Origin of the sequence: Kitasatospora sp. NPDC006697, assembly GCF_042869935.1 — a bacterium.
Lineage (GTDB): Bacteria > Actinomycetota > Actinomycetes > Streptomycetales > Streptomycetaceae > Kitasatospora.
The window spans coordinates 84788-109216 of the sequence record NZ_JBIAGU010000028.1; the positions used below are offsets into that span (position 1 = coordinate 84788).

General features: G+C 73.1%; 21 protein-coding genes and 1 tRNA gene. 9 read left to right on the plus strand and 13 right to left on the minus strand.

Going from position 1 to position 24429, the window contains the following annotated elements; all coding sequences use genetic code 11:
* Positions 1 to 172 precede the first annotated feature (172 nt).
* From ACFYNO_RS30790 to ACFYNO_RS30815, 6 genes are all read right to left on the minus strand, one after another.
* The gene (locus tag ACFYNO_RS30790; protein WP_388019934.1) at positions 173 to 1033 is read right to left on the minus strand and encodes an ABC transporter ATP-binding protein; all 861 of its coding nucleotides are present in this window, start codon (positions 1031 to 1033) and stop codon (positions 173 to 175) included.
* Positions 1026 to 1964: an ABC transporter permease gene (locus tag ACFYNO_RS30795; RefSeq protein WP_388019937.1), complete on the minus strand. Its 939-nt coding sequence runs from the start codon at positions 1962 to 1964 to the stop codon at positions 1026 to 1028. The genes ACFYNO_RS30790 and ACFYNO_RS30795 overlap by 8 nt, the downstream gene beginning before the upstream one ends.
* Before the next feature lie 136 nt (positions 1965 to 2100).
* Entirely contained in the window at positions 2101 to 3015 is a 915-nt protein-coding gene (locus tag ACFYNO_RS30800; RefSeq protein ID WP_388019940.1) for a glycosyltransferase family 2 protein, read from the minus strand.
* Positions 3012 to 3749 carry a CDP-alcohol phosphatidyltransferase family protein gene (locus tag ACFYNO_RS30805; RefSeq protein WP_388020036.1) on the minus strand — a complete coding sequence of 246 codons (738 nt, stop codon included), beginning with the start codon at positions 3747 to 3749 and terminating at the stop codon, positions 3012 to 3014. The genes ACFYNO_RS30800 and ACFYNO_RS30805 overlap by 4 nt, the downstream gene beginning before the upstream one ends.
* An 85-nt stretch (positions 3750 to 3834) precedes the next feature.
* Positions 3835 to 4896 (minus strand): iron-containing alcohol dehydrogenase family protein, encoded by a 1062-nt coding sequence (locus ACFYNO_RS30810; RefSeq protein ID WP_388019943.1) that lies wholly within the window; start codon positions 4894 to 4896, stop codon positions 3835 to 3837.
* Positions 4884 to 5639, minus strand: a complete 756-nt coding sequence (locus ACFYNO_RS30815) for a sugar phosphate nucleotidyltransferase (RefSeq protein ID WP_388019946.1) — start codon at positions 5637 to 5639, stop codon at positions 4884 to 4886. The genes ACFYNO_RS30810 and ACFYNO_RS30815 overlap by 13 nt, the downstream gene beginning before the upstream one ends.
* A 538-nt stretch (positions 5640 to 6177) precedes the next feature.
* Between ACFYNO_RS30815 and idi the strand changes: the two genes are divergently transcribed.
* A complete protein-coding gene (gene idi / locus ACFYNO_RS30820; RefSeq protein WP_388019949.1) occupies positions 6178 to 6768 on the plus strand; it encodes an isopentenyl-diphosphate Delta-isomerase in 591 nt (196 codons plus the stop codon).
* Between the two features lie 4 nt (positions 6769 to 6772).
* Here the strand turns inward: idi and ACFYNO_RS30825 are convergent, their stop codons facing one another.
* Entirely contained in the window at positions 6773 to 7234 is a 462-nt protein-coding gene (locus ACFYNO_RS30825; RefSeq protein WP_388019952.1) for an ATP-binding protein, read from the minus strand.
* 315 nt (positions 7235 to 7549) lie between these two features.
* On the opposite strand from ACFYNO_RS30825, the gene ACFYNO_RS30830 reads away from it, so the two are divergent.
* From ACFYNO_RS30830 to ACFYNO_RS30845, 4 genes are all read left to right on the plus strand, one after another.
* Positions 7550 to 7634, plus strand: a tRNA-Leu gene (locus ACFYNO_RS30830).
* A 201-nt stretch (positions 7635 to 7835) separates the two neighbouring features.
* Positions 7836 to 9407 (plus strand): circularly permuted type 2 ATP-grasp protein, encoded by a 1572-nt coding sequence (locus ACFYNO_RS30835; protein ID WP_388019955.1) that lies wholly within the window; start codon positions 7836 to 7838, stop codon positions 9405 to 9407.
* 14 nt (positions 9408 to 9421) lie between these two features.
* Positions 9422 to 10375 (plus strand): alpha-E domain-containing protein, encoded by a 954-nt coding sequence (locus ACFYNO_RS30840; protein WP_388020039.1) that lies wholly within the window; start codon positions 9422 to 9424, stop codon positions 10373 to 10375.
* Positions 10376 to 10380: 5 nt separating this feature from the next.
* Positions 10381 to 11223: a transglutaminase domain-containing protein gene (locus ACFYNO_RS30845; protein ID WP_388019958.1), complete on the plus strand. Its 843-nt coding sequence runs from the start codon at positions 10381 to 10383 to the stop codon at positions 11221 to 11223.
* 182 nt (positions 11224 to 11405) lie between these two features.
* Here the strand turns inward: ACFYNO_RS30845 and ACFYNO_RS30850 are convergent, their stop codons facing one another.
* Positions 11406 to 12314 carry a neprosin family prolyl endopeptidase gene (locus ACFYNO_RS30850; RefSeq protein ID WP_388019961.1) on the minus strand — a complete coding sequence of 303 codons (909 nt, stop codon included), beginning with the start codon at positions 12312 to 12314 and terminating at the stop codon, positions 11406 to 11408.
* A gap of 388 nt (positions 12315 to 12702) precedes the next feature.
* On the opposite strand from ACFYNO_RS30850, the gene ACFYNO_RS30855 reads away from it, so the two are divergent.
* Positions 12703 to 14100, plus strand: coding sequence for a tetratricopeptide repeat protein (locus tag ACFYNO_RS30855; RefSeq protein ID WP_388019964.1), 1398 nt, complete (start codon positions 12703 to 12705; stop codon positions 14098 to 14100).
* A 48-nt stretch (positions 14101 to 14148) separates the two neighbouring features.
* Here ACFYNO_RS30855 and ACFYNO_RS30860 read toward each other — a convergent pair whose 3' ends face one another.
* The 3 genes from ACFYNO_RS30860 to ACFYNO_RS30870 all read right to left on the minus strand — a co-directional run bounded on the left by ACFYNO_RS30860 (position 14149) and on the right by ACFYNO_RS30870 (position 16660).
* Complete coding sequence (locus ACFYNO_RS30860; protein WP_388019967.1) at positions 14149 to 15033, minus strand: SMP-30/gluconolactonase/LRE family protein; 885 nt, start codon at positions 15031 to 15033, stop codon at positions 14149 to 14151.
* Complete coding sequence (locus ACFYNO_RS30865) at positions 15034 to 15216, minus strand: hypothetical protein (RefSeq protein ID WP_388019970.1); 183 nt, start codon at positions 15214 to 15216, stop codon at positions 15034 to 15036.
* Between the two features lie 298 nt (positions 15217 to 15514).
* Positions 15515 to 16660, minus strand: coding sequence for an MFS transporter (locus ACFYNO_RS30870; RefSeq protein ID WP_388019973.1), 1146 nt, complete (start codon positions 16658 to 16660; stop codon positions 15515 to 15517).
* 83 nt (positions 16661 to 16743) lie between these two features.
* Here ACFYNO_RS30870 and ACFYNO_RS30875 point away from each other — a divergent pair, with 83 nt between their 5' ends.
* Positions 16744 to 17331: a CGNR zinc finger domain-containing protein gene (locus ACFYNO_RS30875; protein ID WP_388019976.1), complete on the plus strand. Its 588-nt coding sequence runs from the start codon at positions 16744 to 16746 to the stop codon at positions 17329 to 17331.
* A gap of 13 nt (positions 17332 to 17344) precedes the next feature.
* On the opposite strand, the gene ACFYNO_RS30880 is transcribed toward ACFYNO_RS30875, so the two are convergent.
* Positions 17345 to 18697 (minus strand): ricin-type beta-trefoil lectin domain protein, encoded by a 1353-nt coding sequence (locus tag ACFYNO_RS30880; protein WP_388019979.1) that lies wholly within the window; start codon positions 18695 to 18697, stop codon positions 17345 to 17347.
* A 362-nt stretch (positions 18698 to 19059) separates the two neighbouring features.
* Between ACFYNO_RS30880 and ACFYNO_RS30885 the strand changes: the two genes are divergently transcribed.
* Positions 19060 to 21306 carry an RICIN domain-containing protein gene (locus ACFYNO_RS30885; protein ID WP_388019982.1) on the plus strand — a complete coding sequence of 749 codons (2247 nt, stop codon included), beginning with the start codon at positions 19060 to 19062 and terminating at the stop codon, positions 21304 to 21306.
* Positions 21307 to 21310: 4 nt separating this feature from the next.
* Here ACFYNO_RS30885 and ACFYNO_RS30890 read toward each other — a convergent pair whose 3' ends face one another.
* Complete coding sequence (locus ACFYNO_RS30890) at positions 21311 to 22342, minus strand: LacI family DNA-binding transcriptional regulator (protein WP_388019985.1); 1032 nt, start codon at positions 22340 to 22342, stop codon at positions 21311 to 21313.
* Positions 22343 to 22526: 184 nt separating this feature from the next.
* Between ACFYNO_RS30890 and ACFYNO_RS30895 the strand changes: the two genes are divergently transcribed.
* Positions 22527 to 24416, plus strand: coding sequence for a PQQ-binding-like beta-propeller repeat protein (locus tag ACFYNO_RS30895; RefSeq protein WP_388019988.1), 1890 nt, complete (start codon positions 22527 to 22529; stop codon positions 24414 to 24416).
* Positions 24417 to 24429: the final 13 nt, after the last annotated feature.

The following is a 24429-nucleotide window of genomic DNA, read 5'->3' on the forward strand; positions in this document are numbered from 1 at the left end:
GAAAAGACCGCCCCCCGGCGCGCCGGGCCTGCTCACTCGCCCGGCGCACACGCCGGGGGCGCGCCCCCGGCCGCTCGCGCGGGCAGCGCCGGCCTGTCGAAACGCCGGAGCCGGTGCCCACACGCACCAGGCGTGGCGGGCACCGGCTCCGGCGGTGCCGGGCTCGCGGGCGCTACGGGCGCTCGCCGCGCTCGTACATGCCGACCACCTCGTCGGTCGGGCCGTCCATGATCAGCTTGCCAGTCTCGATCCAGATGGTCCGCTCGCAGGTGTCCCGGATCGCGTTGTTGTTGTGGCTGACCAGGAAGACCGTGCCGGCCGACTTGCGCAGCTCGCGGATCCGGGCCTCGCTGCGGCGCTGGAAGGCCTGGTCGCCGGTGGAGAGCGCCTCGTCGATCAGCAGCACGTCGTGGGTCTTGGCCGCCGCGATGGAGAACCGCAGGCGGGCCGCCATGCCGGAGGAGTAGGTGCGCATCGGCAGGTTGATGAACTGGCCCTTCTCGTTGATGCCCGAGAAGTCCACGATGTCCTGGTACCGCTCCTTCACCTGGGCCGGGCTCATGCCCATCGCCAGGCAGCCCAGCACCACGTTGCGCTCACCGGTCAGGTCGTCCATCAGCGCCGCGTTCACGCCGAGCAGCGAGGGCTGGCCGTTGGTGTAGATGCCGCCGCGCTCGGTCGGCAGCAGGCCGGCGATCGCCGACAGCATGGTCGACTTGCCCGAGCCGTTGGAGCCGATCAGGCCGATCGCCTCGCCCTTGTAGGCGGTGAAGGTGACGCCGCGGACGGCGTGCACCTCGGTGATCGCGGGGGACCGCTTGCGGGAGATCAGCCGGGAGAGCGCCGAGGTGGCGCTGCCCTTGCCGGAGGAGGCGCCGTGCACCTTGTAGACGATGTGCACGTCGTCCACGACCACGGTCGGGACGCGGGTCTCCCGGGCGGCGGCGATCGCCCGCTCGTCGCGGCCCGAGCGGAACTCCTCGGCCTGCTTCTTGGCCTCTTCCTCGGACAGGTCCATGATCGTGTCAGCCACGGCCGTACTCCTCCTCAGCCTTCCAGAAGAAGACGTAACCGATGACGAAAGCGACGACCGCCCAGCCCACCGCCATCGCCCAGATGTGCCCCGGCAGGGTCAGGTGGTTGCTCGGGTACTTGTGCGGGCTGTAGATGCTCGGGATCATCGCGTGCCGCACCAGCTCCATGTAGACCGAGGCCGGGTTGGCCTGGACCAGGTTCTGGATCCAGACCGGCCACTTCTGCACGTGGTCCGAGATGGTGTACATGACGCCCGACAGGTACATCCAGGTGCGCAGGATGAACGGCATCAGCTGCGAGACGTCGCTAGTCTTGGCGCCGATCCGGGCCATCATCAGCGCCAGGCCGGTGTTGAAGAAGGAGAGCAGCACCAGCGCCGGGATCACCTGCAGCCAGGTCGCGCCCGGCATCAGGTCGTTCGACAGCACGATGGCGACCAGCACCACCATCGAGATCAGCAGCTGCTGGAGCTGGATCACGGTGAAGGCGATCGGCATGCAGGCGCGCGGGAAGTGCAGCGCCCGGATCAGGCCGAGGTTGTACGAGATCGCCCCGGTCCCGGACTGCACGGCGCTCTGGATGAACTGGAAGATGAAGACACCCACGCAGAGCCAGGGGATGTACTTCGGAGTGTTGTTGCCGCTCAGGATGACGCCGAAGACGAGGTAGAACACCGCGCAGTTCAGCAGCGGGGTCACGACCTGCCAGACCTGGCCCATCTTCGCGGTGGTGTACTGCGCCACCAGCCGGGCAGTGGCGAACGCGACGATGAAGTGCCGACGGCCCCACAGCTGCTTGGTGTAGGCGACCAGCCCGGGACGGGCCCCGCTGACGCTGAGGCCGTACTTGTCGGCGAGCTGCTTCTGGCTCAGCCCGGCGTCAACACCTCCGGGGAGAGAGAGGTTGACCTGTTCACTCACTGTCGACACATTCGTCCTTCACGAATCGGAAGTCCGGCTGCTGGCCGGGGGCAGTCGCCGGGCCCGGATGGGGCGTTCGGAACCGGGTTCCCAGCGGATCACGGGGGTCTCCGGACGGCGGTGTGGTGATCCGCCGTACAGGTGATCAGATGACCGGCGGTCTGCCCAACCTGGTCAATCGCCATACAGTACGCCATCGCATGGGCCGTCGCTCACCCGCGGGTGTGCGCCAGCCCTCCCGGAACCCGGCCCGCCATGCCTTCCATGCCTCCCCCGAGGGCCGGCGGACCAGAGTGAGCAGCATCCAGGTGCAGAGGTAGAGAGGCACCAGCGGCACCGGAAGGTTCCGCCGGGCCAGCCAGACCCGGTTGCGCGCCACGTTGTGGAAATAGGTGGCGTGCCGGGCCGGCGAGGTGGTGGGGTGGTGGAGCACGATGTCGGCCCGGTAGTCGATCGACCACCCGGCGTCCAGCGCGCGCCACGCGAGGTCGGTCTCCTCGTGGGCGTAGAAGAACTCGGCGGGCAGCTGCCCGGCCTGCTCGAAGACCGCGCAGCGGACCGCGCTGGCCCCGCCGAGGAAGGTGGTCACCCGGGAGGAGCGCAGCGGGTCGCTGGCGCGCAGCCGGGGCACGTGCCGGCGCTGGGTCTCGCCGGTGTCCGGGTCGGCGATCCGGAAGCTGACGATGCCCAGCTCCGGATCGGCGGTGAAGGCCTCGCGCAGCAGCCGGGCCGAGTCGGTGCCGGGCAGCCGGCCGTCGTCGTCCAGGAAGAGCACCGCGTCGACGTCCCGGCCGTTCGGGCCGAAGAGCTCGATGCCGACGTTGCGGCCGCCCGGGATGCCCAGGTTCTCCGGCAGCTCGGCGGTCCGCACGCCCGGCGGCAGCGGGGGCAGCGGGGCGCCGTTGGCCACCACGGCCAGCTCCACCTCGGCGCCCTGCTGGGCCCGCACCGAGTCGATCAGCGCGGCCAGCTCGGCCGGCCGGTTGCCCATGGTGATGATCACCGCGCCGAGCCGGAACCGCTCGGCCTGCCCGGTGGTCCCGGTCACCGCGGTGCTCATCGCAGCCTGCTGGAGAGGACGATGCTCAGCAGGTGCAGCACGGTCTGCAGCATGGCGATCGCCGCCAGCACCACCACCGCGAGGCGGGTGAAGAAGAGGCCGCCGTGCACCTGGTCGGCGATCCCTGCCGCCAGGATGAAGAGCGAGGCCTCGACCGCGCCGACCAGCCGGTGGAACTTCAGGAAGGCGGCCGCCTTGCGGGCCCTGGCCACCCCGGTGGAGCGCGGCACCGCGGCGCTGTCCTCCACCGCGGTCATCCCGGAGCGGGCCCGGGCCACGTCCACCAGATCGGTCTCCGACTTGATCAGGATCGCGCCGAGCGCCGCCAGCGTGCCCAGGAACGCCCACTCCCAGTGGCTGCCGTGGCCGGCCCGGTGGAACAGGTCGGTGCCACGCAGGCCCAGGCCGGTGAGCAGCGCGGCCTCGGACATGTAGTGGCCGACCCGGTCCAGGTAGACGCCGGTCAGCGAGGTCTGCCGGCGCCAGCGGGCCACCTCGCCGTCCACGCAGTCCAGCAGCAGGTAGAGCTGGATCAGCAGCGCGGCCGCGATCGCCCCGGCGATGCCCGGGATGACCAGCGCGGCGCCGGCCAGGATGCCGGTGAGCATCATCAGGTAGGTCAGGCCGTTCGGCGTGATCACGGTGACCGTGGAGAGCAGCCGGGTGATCCGCAGCGAGATCCTGCGCATGTACAGCCGCCCCGCCCAGTGCTCGGCGCTGCGCCGCTGCAGCATGCCGGCGGGGTGGATGACCGCGCGCAGCTCCTCGATCGAGGGGCGGACCGTGAGGTCGACCGGCGGGCGGGAGGCTGAGGGCGACTCAGCAGTTGACGGCTTGGACATAGTCGGCGTACGCGTCCCTGATGGCTGTGGGCGAGAGGTCGAGGTGCTCGAGGATGGTGAAGCGGCCCGGGCGGGTATTCGGAGCGTAGTGCACCGCGTCGGTGAACTCCGCCTCGGAGAAACCGAGCTGATCGGCGGTCACCGGCAGGCCGTGGGTCCGCAGGCAGTCGACGATCAGACCGGTCAGTTCGCGCTCGCCCCGCAGGTGGCTCGCGAAGGCGGCCCCGAGGCCGACCTGCTCGCCGTGCTGGGCGGAACGCTTGGGGTACAGCACGTCCAGGGCGTGCGAGATCTCGTGGCAGGCGCCCGACGAGGGCCGGGTGCTGCCTGTGATGTTCATCGCGATGCCGGACAGTACCAGTGCTTCCGCGAGCGCTGTCAGCAGGTCCGGGTCGGGCAGCTTCCCGGGGTGCCGCAGGATGTTCTCGCCCGCGGACCGGGCCATCGCGACGGCCAGTCCGTCCACCGCCTCGCCGGTCTCGCGGTGCGACAGCTCCCAGTCGGCGCAGGCCGAGATGTTGGAGACGATGTCGCCGATCCCGGACGCGACGAACCGCAGCGGTGCCTCCCGGACCACGTCCGGGTCGACCACGATGCCGATCGGCGAGGGCACGCCGTAGGAGCCGCGCCCGGCGTCGTTCTCCAGCGAGGAGACCGGGGAGCAGAGGCCGTCGTGCGCGAGGTTGGTGGCGACCGCGACCACGGGCAGCCCGACCCGGGCCGCCGCGTACTTCGCGGCGTCAATGATCTTACCGCCGCCCATGCCGACCAGGACGTCGTAGTGGCCGCCGCGCATCTGCTCGGCCAGCTTGACCGCGGCGTCCAGGGTGCCGTCCTCGACCCGGTACCAGTCGGCCTGCGGCAGCTGGGGCTCCAGCCGCTGGCGCAGCTTGGCGCCGCTGCCGCCGCTGATCGCCACCGCGATCCGGCCGGCGCTGGAGAGCCGCTGGTCGGCCAGGATGCCGGCCAGCGCGTCCAGCGCGCCGGCGCGGATCTCGACGAAGAGCGGGGAGGGGATCAGCCTGGTCAGTACCGGCATGCGATCTCCCGGGCCTTCGCCAGGTCCTCGTGGTTGTCGACCTCGACCCAGGAGACCTCGCCGATCGGCTGCACGTCGATCCGCAGGCCGCGGTCGGCCATCTCCTGGTAGCCGTCCTCGTAGTAGAGCTGCGGGTCGCGCTCGTAGGTGGTGCGCAGCGCGTCCGCCAGGTCGGCGCCGGCCGACGGGTTGATCACGGTGAGGCCGATGTACTCGCCGGTCGCCGCGGCCGGGTCCATCAGCTTGGTGATCTTTTGCACGCCCTTTGCCGGGTCGACGACGACCTTCATCTCCTCGTCGGCCAGTTTCTTCACGGTGTCCAGCGCGAGCAGCAGGCCCGGGGCCCGGCCCTCGGCGGTCAGCCGGTCGTTGGCGTCCAGCAGGGTGCGCTGCACCGAGGCCGGGTGGAGGGTGTCGCCGTTGGCCAGCAGCAGGCCCTCGGCGAAGAGCTCGCGGGCGCACCAGAGGGAGTAGGCGTTGTTCCACTCCTCGGCGCGGTCGTTCTCCACCAGGGTCAGCCGCACCCCGTAGCGCCGCTCCAGCTCGGCCTTGCGCTCCTGGACCGCCTCCTTGCGGTAGCCGACCACGATGGCGGCCTCCCGCAGCCCGACCTCCGCGTAGTTGCCCAGGGTCAGGTCCAGCACGGTCTTCTCGCCGTCCACCGGCACCAGGGCTTTGGGCAGCGTGTCGGTGTACGGACGCAGCCGGCGGCCGGCGCCGGCTGCCAGAACGAGGCCGATCATGCGGGGTCTCCTGTGGTTCGTCGGACCGGGCGGTCGGCAGCGCTCACGCCGGTGGCCGGTTTCGTCTCCGCCGGGCCGCGGGCTGTGCCGTAAGCGATGGTAGGCGACGTGCGTGACCGGCCCGAACGGCGGCCGGGCCGGTCCGGGGCCCGGTGCCGTGCCGGCGTCCGGCTCGGTGGAGGCGGGTGGTCCGCCAGGGGTGCCGCCGGTGTCCGAGCCGTGGATGAGTTGTGGACGAATCTCCGGCCGCGGGGGTGCGGCGTGGACGGCGCGGGGGCGCGCGGCCGGGCGCGCGCCCCCCGAAAGGGCCCCCGTACCGGGCAACGGCGTCGAATCCGTCCCCGCGCGCCGGGCATGGGGCAGACTGGCACCTGCGCCCTCAGGGACCGGCCGTGACCGCTCCGGGGGCGTGCTCGTTGCACCCGTTCGTCGCGCCCGCCTTTCCGGGGGCCGACTGCTGCCGTCCGCAGGACCGGGGGGGCTCGCCCGGCCGGGAGGTCCGGGTGGCGGCGCCGGTCCCCGTGCCGAAAGAGGTCCCATGCCCGAGAGCCGACCGACCAGCCTGGCCGCCGAGAACGTGGCCGCGGCCGCGCCCGAGATCCTGCTGGAGCTGGTGGACGACGAGGGCGTCACCATCGGCACCGCGGAGAAGCACTGGGCCCACCAGCAGCCCGGGCACCTGCACCGGGCGTTCTCGGTCTTCCTCTTCGACAAGCAGGGCCGGCTGCTGCTGCAGCGCCGGGCGCTGGGCAAGTACCACTCCCCCGGCGTCTGGTCCAACACCTGCTGCGGCCACCCGTACCCGGACGAGCCGCCGTTCGTCGCCGCCGCCCGCCGCACCGCCGAGGAGCTGGGCGCCGCCCCGGCGCTGCTCTGCTCGGCCGGCACCGTGCGCTACGACCTGCCGGACGAGGCCACCGGGCTGATCGAGCGGGAGTGGAACCACCTCTTCGTCGGCCTGGTCACCGACGAGCTGCGGCCGCACCCGGACGAGGTCGACTCCACCCGCTTCGTGACCGCCCAGGAGCTGAAGGAGCTGCAGGCGGAGAAGCCCTTCTCGGTCTGGTTCAGCACCGTCTTCGAGGCCGCGCTGCCCGGCATCCGGGAGATCGCCGGCCGGGGCTGGTAGCCGCTCACCGCCCGGGGAGCGGCAGCTCGGCCCAGATCACCTTGCCACCGTCCCCGGTCTGCTCCACGTCGCAGGCGCCGCCGGCCGCCAGGCTGATGCTCTTGACCATCATCAGCCCGCGGCCGCCGGTCTGTTCCTCGTCGCTCTGCACGGCCTTGGGCCGGTACGGGTGCCCGTCCTCCACCGCGACCCGCACCCGGCCGTCGCCGATCAGCACCTCGCAGGTCACCAGGGGGGTGAGCAGTGCCGCGTGGGTGACCACGTTGGTCACCAGCTCGGAGACGATCAGCAGCAGGCCGTCCACCAGGTCCGCGTACCGCTCGCCGACCAGCCCCTGCTCCGCCAGCAGGTCCCGCACGGCGTGCCGCACCCGCGGCACCGCCGCCTCCCGGGCCTCGGCGACGATCCGCCACCCGCCGTCGGCCCGCTGCACGGGTCCCGCTGCCGTCGCGCTGGTCCGCTCCACGTCCTGCCGCCCTTCTGACGACCGGGGGCCCGGTGAACGGGGCGTTCCGTTCAGGGCTCCGGTCCGGGTCCCCCACTCCCCCCGAGGCTAGGAGAGCACCCCCCGCTCCCCACCCGAGGACGAGGAACTTGTCCGCCCCCGACCGCTTCCGACCGCTCCCGACCGATCCGCCGCCACTTCCGACCGCGCCACCCCCCACAACCGGCGCACTACCGCTCACCCCCGCAGGAACCCGCAGGTGGGACCCCTCCAAAACCTGCTACTGTTCTCTCTGTCGCCACGGGGACCACACAGAATTCCCGAGGCGCACACCCAGTCCGGGTGGCGGAATGGCAGACGCGCTAGCTTGAGGTGCTAGTGCCCTTTATCGGGCGTGGGGGTTCAAGTCCCCCCTCGGACACATATCGACGGATGACCCGATCAGACTCTGATCGGGTCATCCGTCTGTTCGGAGGGTCGATCGCACCTGACGCCCGTTCAGGTGGCACATCGTCACCTTGCACGGTGCGGCCGGTCCTTACGGCCGGCCTGAGCTGGGCCGTGTGATTTTCGGTAGTCCAGCCGTGACAGGGCGGAAACCGGGCGCCCATAGCGTCTCGTCATGGCCGATATTTTTGACTCGTACACGCCGGCGGACGCGTGGGACGAGATGTTCGAGCGCCCCGGGGTGGTGCGGCCGGCCTACGAGGCCGTCTTCGCCGCACTGAACCCCCTGGATTCCGTGGAACTCCGGTACCGGACCGACCAGATGGCGCGCGCCTTCACCGACCGCGGGGTGACCTACTCCTACGGCGGCGAGGAACGCCCCTTCCCGCTCGATCTGGTGCCACGCCTGCTCGACGCCGTCGAGTGGGATCAGCTGAGCCGGGGCGTGCGACAGCGGGTCCTGGCCCTGGAGGCGTTCCTCGCCGACGCCTACGGCAGGCAGCGGGTCTTCGCCGACGGTGTGGTGCCCTACCGGCTGCTCTTCTCGTCGCCGCACTTCCACCGCGCGGCGCACGGTGTCGAGCCTCCGAACGGGGTCCGCATCCACGTCTCCGGGATCGACCTGGTCCGGGACGAGGAGGGCCTGTTCCGGGTGCTGGAGGACAACGTCCGGGTGCCGTCCGGCGTGTCCTACGTGATCGAGAACCGCCGCGTGATGACCCGGACCTTCCCCGCGCTCTTCGCCGAGCAGCCCGTGCGCCCGGTGGCCGAGTACCCCCAGCGGCTCCTGGCCGCTCTCCAGGCCTGCGCGCCCGAGGGCGTGACCGATCCGGTCGTGGTCGTGCTCACTCCGGGGGTGGCCAACGCGGCCTACTTCGAACACGCCCTGCTGGCCCGGCTGATGGGCGTGCAGCTGGTCGAGGGCCGCGACCTGGTCTGCTCGGGCAACCGGGTGCGGATGCGCACCACCAGGGGCGAGTCCCCGGTCCACGTGATCTACCGGCGGCTCGACGACGACTTCCTCGACCCGCTGCACTTCCGCCCCGACTCGCTGATCGGCGTACCGGGCATCATGGCCGCGGCGCACGCCGGGACCGTCACCCTGGCCAACGCGGTGGGCAACGGCATCGCCGACGACAAGCTGCTCTACACCTACGTTCCCGACCTGATCCGCTACTACCTGGCGGAGGAGCCGCTGCTGCCGAATGTCGAGAGCATCCGGCCGGAGGAGCCGGGCCGGCTGGAAGAGGTGCTGGACCAGCTGGACCGACTCGTGCTGAAGCCGGTCGACGGCGCCGGCGGCAAGGGCATCGTCATCGGCCCGCGGGCCGAGCGGGACGCGCTGGACCGGCTCGCCAAGGAGGTGGCGGCCGACCCGCGCGGCTGGATCGCCCAGCGTCCGGTGGCGCTCTCCACCTCCCCGACGCTGAGCCATCGGGCGGACGGCCGGGACGGGCTCGCACCCCGCCACATCGACCTGCGGCCGTTCGCCGTCAACGACGGCACCGACGTGTGGCTGCTGCCCGGCGGGCTGACCAGGGTGGCCCTGGGCGAGGGCAACCTGATCGTCAACTCGAGCCAGGGCGGCGGCTCCAAGGACACCTGGGTGCTGGCCCCCGGCACCCAGCCGGCCCGGAAGGCCGCCGAACAGCCCGCCGCTGTACAGGAGGTGAGCCCTCGTCAGTTCGGACCGGGAGCCGGGAGCATACCCGGAAGCTCGACCCAGGAGGAGGCACAGCAGCAGTGATCACCACCGACACCATGCTCTCCCGGATCGCCGAGTCCCTGTTCTGGCTCGGCCGTTACGTGGAGCGCGCCGACGACACCGCCCGCATCCTGGATGCCTACCTGCACCGGCTCCTCGAGGACCCGTGGAGCGACGAGGACGCCGCCTGCCGCTCCCTGCACGCCATCCTCGGCGTGGCCGTCCCGGCCGAACAGCACTGCGACATGGGCTCGGTACTGGCCCGGCTCGCCTTCGACGCGATCAACCCGGGCTCCATCGAGGGCGCGCTCACCGCGGCCCGGCAGAACGCGCTGACGGCGCGCGACGTGGTCTCCACCGAAATGTGGGAGACCCTCAATTCCACCTGGCACCAGCTGGCCGAGCACCGCCGCGCCGCGCGCCGCACCGGACCGCACGCCTACCTCGGGCTGGTCCGCCGCCGGGCGGCCCTGTTCTTCGGGCTCGCCGACTCCACCATGAGCCGCGACGACGGCTGGCGCATCGTCGTCCTCGGGCGCAGCCTCGAACGGGTCGACATGACCGCCCGGCTGCTGGCGGTCCGGGTGCTCGCCGCCGTGCACGCCCCCGACTGGCCCACACTGCTCAGCGCCAGCGGCGCGGACGAGGCGTTCGTCCGGGCACGCGGCGCCGGCACCGATCCGGGCGAGGCGGCGGCCTTCCTGCTGCTGGACCGCGGATTCCCGCGCTCCGTCCTGCACGCGCTGACCGCCGCCGAGGGCTGCCTGGCCGAGCTCGGCGGCGGCACTCCCGCGTGGCAGCGGCCGGAACCGGCGCGGCTGACCGTGGGCCGGATGCGCACCCGGCTGGAGTACCTCGACGCTGCCGAGCTGGAGCGGCTGCCCGCGCTGCTGAGCGAACTCCAGCTCGCCTGCGGTGAGGCCACCCGGGCCGTGGCCGAGCGCTACTTCCCCTACGACGGCCCGGTCGAGTGGTCCCACCACGATTCCGTACCACGCGAGGGAGTGTGACCGGCATGGCCAGCAGACTGCGGATACGCCACGAGACCCGGGTGGGATACCCGAGCCCCGCCTCCTCCTCGCACAACGAGGCCAGGATGACCCCGCTCACCCTGCCGACCCAGACCGTGCTGGACTCGCGGGTGGTCGTCACCCCCGGCGCGGCGATGTGGACCTACTGGGACTACTGGGGCACCCAGGTCACCGTGTTCGACCTGGCGGACCCCCACACCAGCCTCTCGCTCACGGCGACCAGCCTGGTCGAGACCGCCCCACCGACCCAGCTGCCCACCCCGCCGAGCCGGGCCGAGATCGCCGCGCGGTCGGCCGAGTCCCGCCTGGCGGAGTACCTCTCCGCGACGCCGCGCACCACGGTGAGCCCGGACCTCGCCGCCCGGGCCGTCGCGGCCGCCGACGGCCTGGACGCCCACCAGGCGGCGGCGGCGCTCAGCGAACTGGTCGGGGAGCGCCTCGCCTACACCCCGGGCACCACCGGTGTGCAGAGCGGCGCGCAGGACGCCTGGGACCACCGGGTGGGCGTCTGCCAGGACTTCGCCCATCTCACCGCCGCGCTGCTCCGCGCGGCCGGGCTCCCCGCACGCTACGTCTCCGGCTACCTCCATCCCTCGCCCGACGCCCAGCTCGACCGCCCGGTGGCCGGTGAGAGCCACGCGTGGGTCGAGTACTGGGCAGGCGAGTGGGTCGGCCACGACCCCACCAACGGAACCCAGCCGGGCGAGTCCCATGTCATCGTCGCCCGCGGACGCGAGTACGGCGACGTCCCCCCGCACAAGGGGGTCTACCGCGGCGCCCAGGGCGAACTTCCGCAGGTGCGGGTGGAGTTCACCCGGCTCGCCTGAGGCGGGCCGTGCGCCTGGTGATCCGGCTGTGGCCCCGGGCCCCGGCTCCGACGGTCTTCACGGCCGGAGCCGGGGCCCGGACTCCGTTGTGAGCGTGCACACGGCTGCCGTTCACGCCTCACGCGGTCCGTACGCCTGGAGGTGACCGGGGGCGCCACGGCCGCCGGCAGGGCGGGCGGGGTTCAGCCGGTGGTGCTCGCGGCCGTCGTGCAGGCCCCGGTGCCGGGGCCGCCCAGTCGGAACGAGGTGGCGGTGACCGCCCCGGCGTCGTAGTGGGTGGGGCTCGTGGCGCTGACGGTCAGGTTCGGCCGGTCGGCCGTGCCATCGATGCGGTAGTCGCGGATCCAGGAGGAGCCGCCATCGGTGCCGTACCGGCCGTCGCCCATCTGCGTGCAGCTGGGGGTGTCGGCGGTGTTCTCCGCCACCTCGCCGAAGACCGAGACGAGTTGGGCGCTCCGGTAGGTGCCGTTCCACAGCGAGCCGGGGAAGTACCCCACGGGGAGGCCGTCGAGGAAGGTCCACCAGTCGCCGTGGATGTTGCGGATCGCGAAGCTCGCCGCGGCGTGCGGCGGCAGCGGCATCCCCGGCTGGACGGCCGGGGAGACCTGGACGAATCCGCAGCCGTTGTAGCAGCTCTCCTGGCCGTCGACCCAGTGGTAGACGAACAGGTGCGGCCGGCTGTCCCCGTTGAGCTCGGGGTCCACGGTCCAGCCGATCTCGACGGTGGAGGTCCGCGCGGTGTTCTGGAGCGCGATCTCCTGCAGGCTGTGCTCACCGGTCCGGGCCGGGTTGACCACGGGGGCCTCGATCTTCATCAGGACCTGGGCGCCGGTGGTGTCGGTCCACTGGTGGCCGCTGACGTAGTCGTAGCAGGCCCCGTACCAGCAGATCGGACCGTTGGCGGCCGGCGCGGCGACCGGCGGCATGCTGGGCGGCGGAGCCGGAGCGGCGGTGGCCGCCACCGGGGTGGCCGCCACGGCCGGCGCCACCCCGAGCAGACCGGAGCAGAGCGCCGCCGCGGCCATGACTGCCGCGGCCGTGCGGGGCCGGCTCGCCCGCCTGCGAGCGGTGCGGGACTTCCACGTTGTCATGGGGACTCCTCCTGGGGGAGAGGGCTCGCGTCGCGCGCGAGCTGGATGAGGTGGTCGAGCACCGCGGGCTCCGCCGGCCGGTTCAGGGCCGATGCGGCGTCGAAGCCCGGGACCCGGCCGCGCGGTCGCGAGGCGGCCCGCGCGGTCGGGCGCAGGGTGGGGCAGCAGGCGTCCGCCGGTCGGCGGTCGTGGAACGGCGGAGCATCGCACACATGGCCGGTCGGCCGGATGCCGGATCGCACGGTCCCCACGCCCCTGGTTAAATGAATCAGTAACTTCACTTACTGCACGATTTAACGTAGGGCAGGACCTCGCGGGGCACAAGGCCCCGTGCGGTTTCGTGGTAGGAGTGCGGGGAATCCCCCGCCCCGAACGAGGAGGAGCGACGATGCCCGGTTCCGCCGGCGGTCAGGACACCGCGGAGCAGCGGGTCGGCCGGCGACTGCAGAAGCTGCGTACCGCACGCGGGCTGACGCAGCGCGCCCTGGCCGAGCCCGGGTACACCGCCGCCTTCGTCTCCACCGTGGAGTCCGGCAAGGCCCGGCCCTCGGAGACGGCGCTGCGCTACTTCGCCGAACGGCTCGCCGTCAGCTACGAGGAGCTCGCGGACGGCGTGCCGGGCGGCCTGCGCACCGAGATCCGCGAAGGGCAGGCCGCGGCCCGCTCACTGATGGACGGCGGCGACCCGGGCCGGGCCGAAGCGGTGCTCACCGAGCTGATCGACCGGGCCGCGGCGCACGACCTGGGTGACCTGGTCGCCGAACTGCGCACCACGCTGGGCTCGTTCCTCCTCCAGCGCGGCGAACTGGGCGCCGGCCGGGAGCAGTTCGAGCAGGCCGAGGCGCTGCTGGCCGACCAGCCGCTGCCGGCCCGGGTCCGCGCCGTCCGCGGCCGGGCGACCGCGCACTACCTCCAGGGCGACGTGCGGTACTCCTGCTACCTGCTGGAGTCGACGATCAACGAACTCAACAGCGGCGGGCTGCCCGATCCGGGCGCGCTGATGCTGCTGTACGCCTCGGTGATCGGCCCCTACCTGGATCTCGGTGCGCTGGAACGCGCCACGAAGGCCGCCGAACTGGCCCTCGACCTGGCACCACGCGTACCCGACCCCGTCGCCATCGCCACCCTGCACCGCTCCGTGGCGCGCACCCTGGCGGCCGCCGGCCGGTTCGACGAGGCCGAGGCCGCCCTGATCAGGGCCGCGGAGGTGTACCAGCAGTGGGAGATCCGCGCCGAACTCGCCCAGTGCCACTGGATGCGCGGCTACCTGCACGCCCAGCACGACCGCCTGGACGACGCCGAGACCGAACTGCGCGCCGCCGCCGCCATGCTGCGGGCCACCGGAGCCGCCTTCTACGCGGTACAGGTCGAGGTCGAACTGGCCGACGTCCGCTGGCGCCTGGGCCGCGTCGCGGAGGCCGAGGAGCTCCTCGGGGAGCTGCTGACGGGCCTGGGCCCCGGCCACGGCGCGGTCCACGCCGCCGCCGCGCACCACCTGCTCGGGCGGATCCGGGAACGCGCCGAGGACCTGTCCGGCGCCGAGACCCACTACCGCACCGCGATCGCCCTCCAGCAGGAGGCCGATGTCACCGGCGACCTCGCCGACACCTCCCGCCTGCTCGGCGACCTGCTCGACCGCCAGGGCCGCACCCGCGAAGCCGTCGAGGCCTACCGGTACGGCCTCACCCGACTGGCCCGCCCCGGCACCACCACGCTCGGCCCGGCCCCGCTGCCCCCGCCGGTCATTCCCGGCGGGCAGGCCGGTTCGCCGGGATCATGCGGGTGACCGGTACCACCTGGGCCGCAGCCGCCCCGGTGATCACGGCGACCCGCTTCACCCCGCGGCCCCGAACCGGGTGGCGGGCAGGCCGCGGGCGTCCACCCGCATCCGCAGGGTGCGGCCGGACAGCGGGAAGCGGTCCAGCTCTGCCTGCTCCAGCCCGACCCGGGCCGAGGTGACCACCAGCTCGTCCAGCTCCGGGCCGGCGAAGGCGCAGGCGCTGGGCCGGGCGAAGGGGAACTCCAGCACGCCGGTGATCCCGCCGTCGGGGGCCAGCCGCAGGACCGCACCGCCGTCCCAGACGGCCGTCCACAGGTTGCCGTCGGCGTCGACGGCCAGGCCGTCCGGCGCACCGAGCCGCGGGTCGATCCGGAACACGCCGCGGCGCTCGCCCAGTTCCCCGGTGGCCGGGTCGTAGGCGTACGCGGTGATGGTGCCGGGCCCGGAGTCGGTGACGTAGAACACCGAGCCGTCCGGGGACCAGCCGAGGCCGTTGGGGATGGTCATCGCGTCCAGCAGCTGCTGGTGGGTGCCGTCCGGCCGGACCTGCCAGAGCCCGCCCAGGCCCTCGGCGGCGCGGCGGGACATCACCCCGACCAGGAACCGCCCGGCCGGGTCGCAGGCGCCGTCGTTGGCCCGGAACTCGGCGGCGTCCGGCGGCAGCTGGGCGAACGGGACCGGGTCCGCGCCCTCGGCGGTGAGCCCGCCGACGGTGGTGCCCCAGGCGCCCAGCCAGCGCCCGTCCTGCCAGGGCACCGCGCAGCCCAGCGTGTCGGGCACGGCGGCGAAGGCGCAGACGCCGTCGCGGACCGTGCCGAAGAGCCGGTCCTCGATGCCCACCAGGCTCAGCGTGCCGGTGGCGGCGTCCCAGCGCGGGCCCTCACCGAGCAGCAGGGCGGGGTGGTCGAGCGGTTCGGGGGCGGTGTGCCAGATCTTCACTCAGGTCTCGTTTCGCTGGGCGGCGGCCGGCGGGGCGCCGGCGGAGCCGCGGGTGACGATGCGGGGAACGGTCGGGATGACCACGGTGCCGGGTTCGCCGCCGGCCAGGCCGGAGGGCAGGGCGTCCACGGCGGCGGCAGCGGCGACGTCGGCGAGACGGGGGCGGGTGGGGGTGTCCGGCATGGCGGCTCGGTCTCCTGGCGGTCTCGGCGTGCGTGGTCCGCCCCGGTGGAACGACTCCGGGCGGACCTGGTGCGGACCTGGTGGGTGCACTGCGCGCTGATGGGTTGTCGACCGGTCAGTCGTCTACCACAGCGGCGCACGCCGATCGGCCGGTTCGGATTGACGGCGGGTCGGCTCGCGGCGATACGTCTGATCTGTCACCACCGGATCGCACCATATCGCGGAGCCGACCGCGGGTGGCCGCCCGATCCGTCCGACGTATCGCATGGACCAGGCGGCGGGTGGGCCGTTCTCCTGTTCAGCCGCCTCCCGGGCGCGGCACCCGCAGCGCGAGCGGATACCCCGCCGCCAGCACCAGCGCGGCCCCCGACATGCTCAGCCAGAGCCCGGCCGGGCCCAGGTGTTGCAGCAACTGCGTGCCGAGCACCGGGGCCGCCACCCCGGCCACGCCCCAACTCGTGCCATAGACAGCGAGGTAGCGGGCAGTGGCGCCGGTCGGGGCGAGGGTGGCGACCGCGGCATGGGCGCGGCCCACGAGCAGGAGGTCGCCGAGGCTCCACAGGACAGTGACGGCCAGCAGCGCGGGCAGGGTGCGGGCAGCGGCATAACCCGCCAGCCCGGCGGCGAGCAGGGTGCAGCCGACGGCGAAGGCCGGCGCGGTCGGCAGCGAGGTGCGGCGCAGCAGTGGCTGGCCCGCGACGATGGTGGCGGCGGAGGCGGTCATCAGCAGCCCCGCGTCGGCGGGGTGGAGGCCGCGGTCGGCCAGCGAGAGCGGCAGGGTGAGCATGATCTGCAGGTACACCAGGGCGAACAGGGTGCCCGCTGCGAGCATTGCCAGGAGTCTGCGGTCGCGCCATGGGGCGGGGGTGGCGGAGCGAGGCGTATCCGACGGGCAGTCAGGAGGCAGGACGAGCCGCACGATCACCGCGCACGCCAGGCAGCTCCCCGCGTCCACCGCGAACAGCCAGCGCAGGTCCCATCGCCCCACCCCCGCCGCGAGCAGTCCCGCGCCCATCCCCGCCGCCGCCAGGGCCGCGTTCAGCAGGCCGTAGGCGCGCACCCGGTGCTCGTCGCCGGTCGCGTCCGCGATCATCGCCTGGCTGGGCGGCTCGTAGACCTCGTAGCAGAGGCCGAGGAGGACGGCGGACAAGGCGGCGACGGCCAGGCCGCGGGCGGCGGCGATCCCCACCTGCGCCACCGCACACCCCGTCAGCCCCAGCACGATCGTCCGCCGCCGCCCGAGCCGGTCCGCGAGGCGCCCGCCCGCCAGCCGTGACGGGATGGTGGCGATCCCGAAGGCCGCCACCACGCCGCCCGCCGTCACTGCGCTCGCGTGGTAGCGGGTGGTGAGCAGCACGGTGAGGAACGGCAGTGAGAACGCGCCGAGCCGGTTGACGGCCCGGGCCACGACCAGCAGCCGGACCGTGCGCGGTACGGATCCCATGGCACCCCCGAGGTATGCATTACCGACGAACTTGGTATCGTCAGTCACGCACGCTAGATGCCAAAGGAGTGACCGGTCAAGTGATGTTCGACAGTCACGTGGGGACGCTGCTCGCCGTGTCCGTCTCGCTCGTGAACGCCCTGACCGACGGTGGGCAGCGCGGCCGCCGCTACACCGCGCCCACCGGCGACGCCCTGCCCGGCGCCGTCGCCGCCGCGCTGCCCGCCACCGCCGACCGCACCCCGGTCCACCCCGCCCAGGCCGCCCAGCTCGCCGAGACCGCACGGCAGTTGCGGCTGGTCTTCGAGGCCGTCGAGGAGCAGCGGATCGACGATGCGGCGACCGCCGTCAATGCCCTGCTGCTCGGCACCGGCGCCCGGCCGCAGTTGGACCGGGCGCCGGGCGAGCCCTGGCAGCTGCACTTCCACGGGTCCGACGACTCGCTCGCCGTCGGGTGGAGCGCCGGCTGCGCGACCGCTCTCGCGCTGGCGGTGGGCAGCGACCTGGCGGGCCGGCTCGGCGTCTGCCAGGCTCCGCTGTGCGACCGGGTCTACGTCGACACCTCGCGCAACGGGGTGCGCCAGTTCTGCGGCACCGCCTGCCAGAGCCGGGTGAAGGCGGCCGCCTTCAGGGCGCGTCGGGCGCAGGGTCAGCGGGGTCAGCTGGGCTAGCGGGGCTAGGGGGTCAGCTGGGCAGCGCCCACTGCTGGTTGGCGCTGTCGTAGCAGGTCCAGATCTGCAGCCGGGTGCCGTTGGCCGAGCTGGGGCCGGTGGCGTCCAGGCACTTGCCCGAGTTGGAGTTGAGCAGTTCGCCGTTGGCCTGCGGCTGCCAGGCCTGGGCCGCCGTGCCGTTGCAGTCGTAGAGCTGCACCTGGGTGCCGTCGGCGGTGCCGGCCGCCGTGACGTCCATGCACTTGCCGAGCGCGCGCAGCGTGCCGTCGGTGCCGACGGTCCACTGCTGGGCGCCGGTGCCGTTGCAGTCGTAGAGCTGCACCGCGGTGCCGTTGGCGGAGTTGGCGCCCGCGACGTCCACGCACTTGCCGCCGTAGCCGGTGATCCGGCCGGTGCGGGTGGAGCCGCCACCGCCGCCGGTCAGCTGGTTGAAGGTCCGGGAGTAGGCATAGCCGGTGGGCTTGTCGTAGTAGTCCACCTCCCAGAAGGCGAGCTCCTGGACGCCGTTGGCGGCGGCGAAGCCCTCCAGGGTCTGCGCGTCGGACTGCGAGAAGTACTCGTTGTCGTCGTTCTGCCCGGCGATCGGGGTGAGGCCGAGCCGGCCGTAGGCCGCCGAGGTCGAGATGCCGTAGAGCCCGGCCAGCTGGCCGGCGGTGCCGCGGGCGGCCGACTCGGCGTCGTTGAGCGCGTTCTGGCCGTTGCCGAAGTCCATCGTCATGATGTTGACGGCGCTGACGTTGACGCCCTTGCTCTTGGCGTCGGTGAGCACGCCGTACTCCTCGCCCGGCAGGCCGGTCGGGTCCACGGCGAGGGTGTAGGCCACCTGCACCGCGGGGTTCTGCGCCTGCAGCGCGGCGAGCGCCTGGTTGCGGCGCTGGTTGGCGGCGCTGTCGCCCAGGGTGCCGCCCTCGATGTCGAAGTCGAGGCGGGTGATGCCGTAGGTGTTGACCACGTTGGCGTAGGCCGCGGTGAGCGCGGAGACCGAGGTGCAGGTCTGCGCCAGCTCGCCACCGGACGCGCCGCCGAACGAGATGATCGCCGTACCGCCCGCCGCCTTCAGGGCGTTGATCTGCGAGGTGTAGGCGCCGACCCCGGCGCCGCCGTCCTCCCACTGCGCGGTGCAGCCGGACTGCGGGATCAGGAAGGCGAGCGTGTAGTACTTCAGGCCGGTGGCGTTCAGGTCGGACGCCAGGTCGCCGGCGGTGCCGTCGCTGAGCTGCAGGTAGGGGGCGGCGAAGTGGGCGGGCAGGGCCGGAGCGGCCGCGTGGGCCTGACCCGCCGTGCCGAGCAGGGCGGCGGAGGAGGCGAGGGCGGTCGCGGCCAGCACGGCGAAGCCGTGCTTGAGGCGCGGGGGTGTGGCACGCATGGGGGCTCCAGGGATGGCCGATGGTGGGGGCGGTGGGGGATGCTGTTTCATCCGGTGCTGCATCTGCTGCATCAGACCCGAGCAGAACGGGAGTCTGGGGGCGGCCATGACATCGCGTCAAGAGTCGTAGCGAAACGCCTGCTCAGCCCCGCATTTACTTCCATGATCTGAACTCAACTTGGTCTGGACCAGTTGAGTCCGAAGTATTGACGCGGCGTCATCCCCTCTGCTTCCTTCAAGAAACACACATCGCGGGGCCTGACGTTCGACCAGGCGACCCCGAGCAGCAGCCGTCGACCGCATCGGTCCGGGATGTGCGCCTTTTTGTTTCAGAAACAGAATCCCGTCCGGGAGAGGCCATCATGAAACACTTCCCGAAGCACGGCCGGTCGGCGCGCCGCGTGCTCGGACCAGGGGCCGCCGCGGTCCTGGTCGCCACGGCGCTCGCCACCGCCGCGGGCGCGGGCAGCGCGCACGCCGCCGTTTCGAGCTCCACCTGGTACACCCTGGTCAACGCCAACAGCGGCAAGTGCGTGGACGCCGCCGCGGCCGGCACCGCCAACGGCACCGTCGTCCAGCAGTACTCCTGCAACGGCACCACGGCCCAGCAGTGGCAGCTGCGCCCGGCCGCCGACCCCGGCTACTACGTGATCGTCAACTCCAACGGCGCCCAGCCCGCGGTCGACGTGGCCGGCCCCTCCAGCGCCAACGGCGCGCTCATCCACCTCTGGTCCAACGGGGGTTGGAGCAGCCAGGAGTGGCAGCCGGTCCAGGAGGCCGGCGGTGGCTACCACTTCGTCAACCACTACAGCGGCCTCTGCCTGGACGTGCCCAGCGCCTCCACCGCCGACTCGGTGCAGCTCCAGCAGTACTCCTGCAACGGCACCGGCGCGCAGTCCTTCGCGCTGAACGCCGTCAGCGGCGGCACCACCCCGCCGGGCAACCCCAACAACCCGGACCTCGGCCCGAACGTCAAGCTCTTCGACCCGTCGATGTCCGCCGCGAGCATCCAGTCCACCATCAACTCGGTCTACAACTCCCAGCAGTCCGACCAGTTCGGCGGCAACCGGTACGCCCTGCTGTTCGCCCCGGGCAGCTACAGCGTGGACGTGCCGGTCGGCTTCTACACCCAGGTCGCCGGCCTCGGCGCCTCCCCCGACGACGTCTCGCTGACCGGCGGCGGCGTGCACGTGGACGCGGCCTGGTCCGGCGGCAACGCCACCCAGAACTTCTGGCGCGACGTGGAGAACCTCTCCGACACCCCGTCCTCCGGCACCCTGGAGTACGCCGTCTCGCAGGCCGACCCGTTCCGCCGGGTGGACGTGCACGGCAACATGACGCTGGACGACTACACCTCCGGCAACTCCGGCAGCAACTGGTCCTCCGGCGGCTTCATCGGCGACTCCCGGATCTCCGGCCAGGTCAACTCCGGCACCCAGCAGCAGTTCCTGACCCAGGACAGCAGCATGGGCAGCTGGGCCGGCTCCAACTGGAACATGGTCTTCGTCGGCGACAACGGCGCGCCCGCCCAGTCCTTCCCGACCTACACCACCGTCGCGCAGACCCCCACGGTGCGCGAAAAGCCCTACCTGTACGAGGACTCCACCGGCCTCTACAACGTCATGGTCCCGGCGCTGCGCAGCAACGCCGGCGGCCCGGACTGGACCGGCGGCACCACCGCGGGCACCTCGCTCCCGATCACCCAGTTCTACGTGGTGAAGGCGGGCGACACCGCCGGGACCATCAACTCGGCGCTCTCTTCCGGGAAGAACCTGCTGATCACGCCGGGCGTCTACCACCTGGACCAGCCGCTGAACATCACCCGCCCGGACACCGTGGTGCTCGGCCTGGGCATGGCCACCCTGATGCCCGACAACGGCGTCACCGCGATCACCACGGCCGACGTCAACGGCATCGACATCGCCGGACTGATCGTCAGCGCGGGCACGGCCAACAGCGGTTCGCTGGTGCAGATCGGCCCGGCCGGCGCGAGCGCCGACCACTCGGCCGACCCGACCGTCCTGCAGGACGTCTTCTTCCGGGTCGGCGGCGACGTGGCCGGCCGGGCCACCCGGTCGCTGGTGGTCAACAGCAACAACACCATCGGCAGCGACCTGTGGATCTGGCGGGCCGACCACGGCAACGGCGGCACGGTCGGCTGGACCACCAACCCGGCCGCCAACGGCCTGGTGGTGAACGGGAACAACGTCACCATGTACGGCCTCGCCGTCGAGCACTACCAGCAGTACCAGACGCTCTGGAACGGCAACGGCGGCCGGACCTACTTCTACCAGTCCGAGATGCCCTACGACGTCCCGGACAACGCGAGTTGGACCCCCGGCGGGGGCGAGAGCGGCTACCCGTCCTACAAGGTGGCCGACTCGGTCACCTCGCACCAGGCCTGGGGCCTCGGCGTCTACTGCTACATGAGCACCAACTCCTCGGTGGTCGCCGACCGGGCGATCGAAGTGCCGTCCGCCGGCTCCTCGTTCCACGACATGGTCACCGTCTCGCTCGGCGGCCAGGGCACCATCCGCCACGTGATCGACAACTCCGGCGGCCAGGTCTCCGGCAGTCCGACCGTGACCTACCTCACCGCCGGCCCCTGAGCCCTCAACGGTGCTGCGGCACCGGCCCGGTGGAGCCGCGCACGATCAACTCGGTGGCCAGCTCCACGTGCAGCGCCTCCACCGTGTGCCCGTCCAGCAGCCGCAGCAGCAGGCTGACCGCCAGCCCGCCCAGCTCGGCCAGCGGCTGCCGGACGGTGGTGAGCATCGGCACCGAGGTCCGGCTGAGGTAGAGGTCGTCGAAGCCGGCGACGGACAGGTCGCCGGGGATCCGCAACCCGCGCTCGTGCGCGGCGCGCAGCGCCCCGGCGGCCGTCTTGTCGTTGAAGGCGGCCAGCGCGGTCGGCCGGTCCGCCAGGTCGAGCAGCCGGCCGGCCGCCCGGTACCCCTCCTCGGCGGTGGGCTCCACGTTGACCACCAGCTCCGGCGCGACCAGCACCCCGGCCTCGGCCAGCGCGGAGGCGTGCCCGCCGAACCGCGAGCTGCTGGCCAGCCAGTCCGCCGGCCCGTTGATCAGCCCGATCCGCCGGTGCCCCAGCTCCGCGAGGTGCGCCGCCACGCTGCGCGCGCCCGCGAAGTGCGCGGCGGAGACCCCGGCGATGTCCCGGGGCAGCGGCGTGCGCGGGTCCACCACCACGAACGGGAAGTCCCGGCTGCGCAGTTCGGCCAGCTCCGCCGCCTCCTCCACCGGCAGCACCAGTAGCGCCCCGTCGATGTCCCGCCGCTCCGGCAGCCCCGCCAGCACCCGGGCCTCCTTGGCGGCGTCGCCCGCGTTCAGGATCAGCCGGCGGCCGTGCCGGTCCAGCGCCTCGGCGACGGCCGAGACCAGGGTGCCGAAGTAGTCGGTGAGCAGGTACGGGCAGCGCACGAAGACCGCCCCGGTCCGGGCCCCGGCCGGACGCGCGACGGGCACCGGTACGGCCGCCCCCAGCCGCTCCATCGCCTGCCGGACCGTCAGCCGGGTGGCCGGGCTGACGGCGGCCCCGCCGTTCAGCACCCGCGAGACGGTGGCGATCGACACCCCCGCCTCGGCGGCGATGTCCCGGACCGTCACCCGCGCCGACTTCGGCCTGCTCATCTGTGCCGGTCCTTCCCCGTTGCACGGCCCTTGACCGGTCACCCTAGTCTGCGGCCCGGCCACGGTGGGCGGCCCACCTGCACGCTTGTTGACATGGCATCACCAGGTGGCGGCGGCGCTGATCGGCTGAGTAGGCTGCCGGAGCGCCGTCAGGGGGGCGGCGCGAGGGGGGGCACGTCGACGCATGGATGGGCTGGGACCGGGGCAGCGGCTGGACGGGCGGTACCTGCTGCTCGCCGAGCTGGGGGCGGACCGCTGGCGGTGCCGCGACGAGCGGGTCGGGCGCGAGGTCGCGGTGGCGGTGTACCCGGTGGCCGACGAGGCGCAGCTCGGGCGGTGCGAGGCGGGGCTGCGGGCGGCGGCGGGGCTGGTCGGGCCGACGCTGGTGCAGGTGCACGACGTCGGACGGGCCGTGGTCGGCGGCCGGGCGCTGCCGTACCTGGTGACCGAGCTGCCGGCCGGCCTGCTGTCGCAGTCGCTGCCCGCGCCGGCGGGCCGGGCGGTGGTCTGGGCGGAGCAACTCGGCCGGGCGCTGGCCGACGCGCACGCCCAGGGGGTGCCGCACGGGCTGCTCTCGCCGGAGCTGGTGCTGATCGGCGCGGACGGGTCGGTGCGGCTCTCCGGCTTCGAACTGGCGGCGCTGCAGGATCCGCCGCTGGAGCGGGCGGAGGCCGCCGCCCGGGACCCGCACGGGCTGGGCCTGCTGCTCGGACTGCTGGCGCCCGGCGCGCCGGACGGCGTGCGGGCCCTGGCCCTGGCGCTCACCACCCCGGGGGCGCTGCCGATCACGGTCGCCGCGGCGCACCAGGAGCTGGCCCGGCTGCGGCAGGCAGCCGAGCCCGCGCCGCCGCGGCGGGCGGGCGCCGGGCGCAGCCGGCGGTCGGTGCTGCTCGGCGCGGCGGCGGGGGTGGCCGCGCTGGCGGGCGGGGCGGCGGTGTTCGCGGCGGTCCGGGGCGGCGGCGGTGGCGACGGTAGCGGTGCTTCGCTGGGGGCACAGCCCGTGTGGACCCGGCCCAGACCCGCAGGCGTCTCCGTGACCCGGATGCAGGTCTTCGGCTCCACCGTGGTCTGGCACGGCGACAGCCGGGCCGAGGCCTACCGGCTGGACGACGGCACGCCGCTGTGGAACCTCCGCTCCACCGGCCTGGACGGGCAGAGCAAGCTGCCGCCGGACAGCAACGCGCTGATGGGCGTCTACGGGGTATTCGACGGCAGCTGCTACTCCTGGGTGCTCAGCCACGGCGGGCCGGACGTCCTCTTCGGCGTGGACGAGCACGGCGCGACCACCGTGAACTGCCCGATCCCGCCGGACGCCGGCCTCGACTCACAGACCCTCATGTGGGACGTCGGCGGCGGCATCGCACTCTTCCCGGCCTCGCCGCCCGGCAGCAGCCGACCGCAGCTCACGGCCCTGGACGTGTCGAGCGGCCGACTGCTCTGGCGCCGCCCGATCAACACCCCCGACCGTCTCTACGCGTTGAGCGTGCAGACCGACGGGAAGCTGGTCCACGTCCTGGACGGCGGCACCGGATACGCGGTGGACGCGCGGACCGGAGCGGACGCCTGGCAGGCGCCGAACAGCCTCGACCCGGCCCGGGTCGCCCGCTCGGTGCTCACCGCGCGGGTCTGGGCGGTGCTGGACGGCACCCGCCTGCTCGGCCTGGACCCGGCCACCGGCCGGCAGCTGTGGAGCAACAAGGACGTCCGCTCCGACGGCTACCTCACGAGCTGCGCGGTCGGCGACCGGCTCTACTTCGGCTGCGGCCCGGACGCCTGGTACGTGGACGCGGCGACCGGGCACACCGGCTGGCACTGGACCGCCGACTCCGGCGCGGCACCCGACCGCGACGCGGGCGGCGACGCCAGCAGCACCCACCCGGCCTTCGCCGGACCCGGCTTCGCGGCCTTCGCCGCCGCCCACGGCACCGCGCTCACCGTGCTGGACAGCGCCTCCGGTCGGCGTGCGGCGGTCTGCCGGCTGCCCGGCTCCGGCGCGGACGGCCACCGGATGGCGGCGGTGGCCGGCCGCACCGTCCTCGCGCTGGACGGCAACACCCTCAACGCCTACCGCTGACGAAGGACGGAGC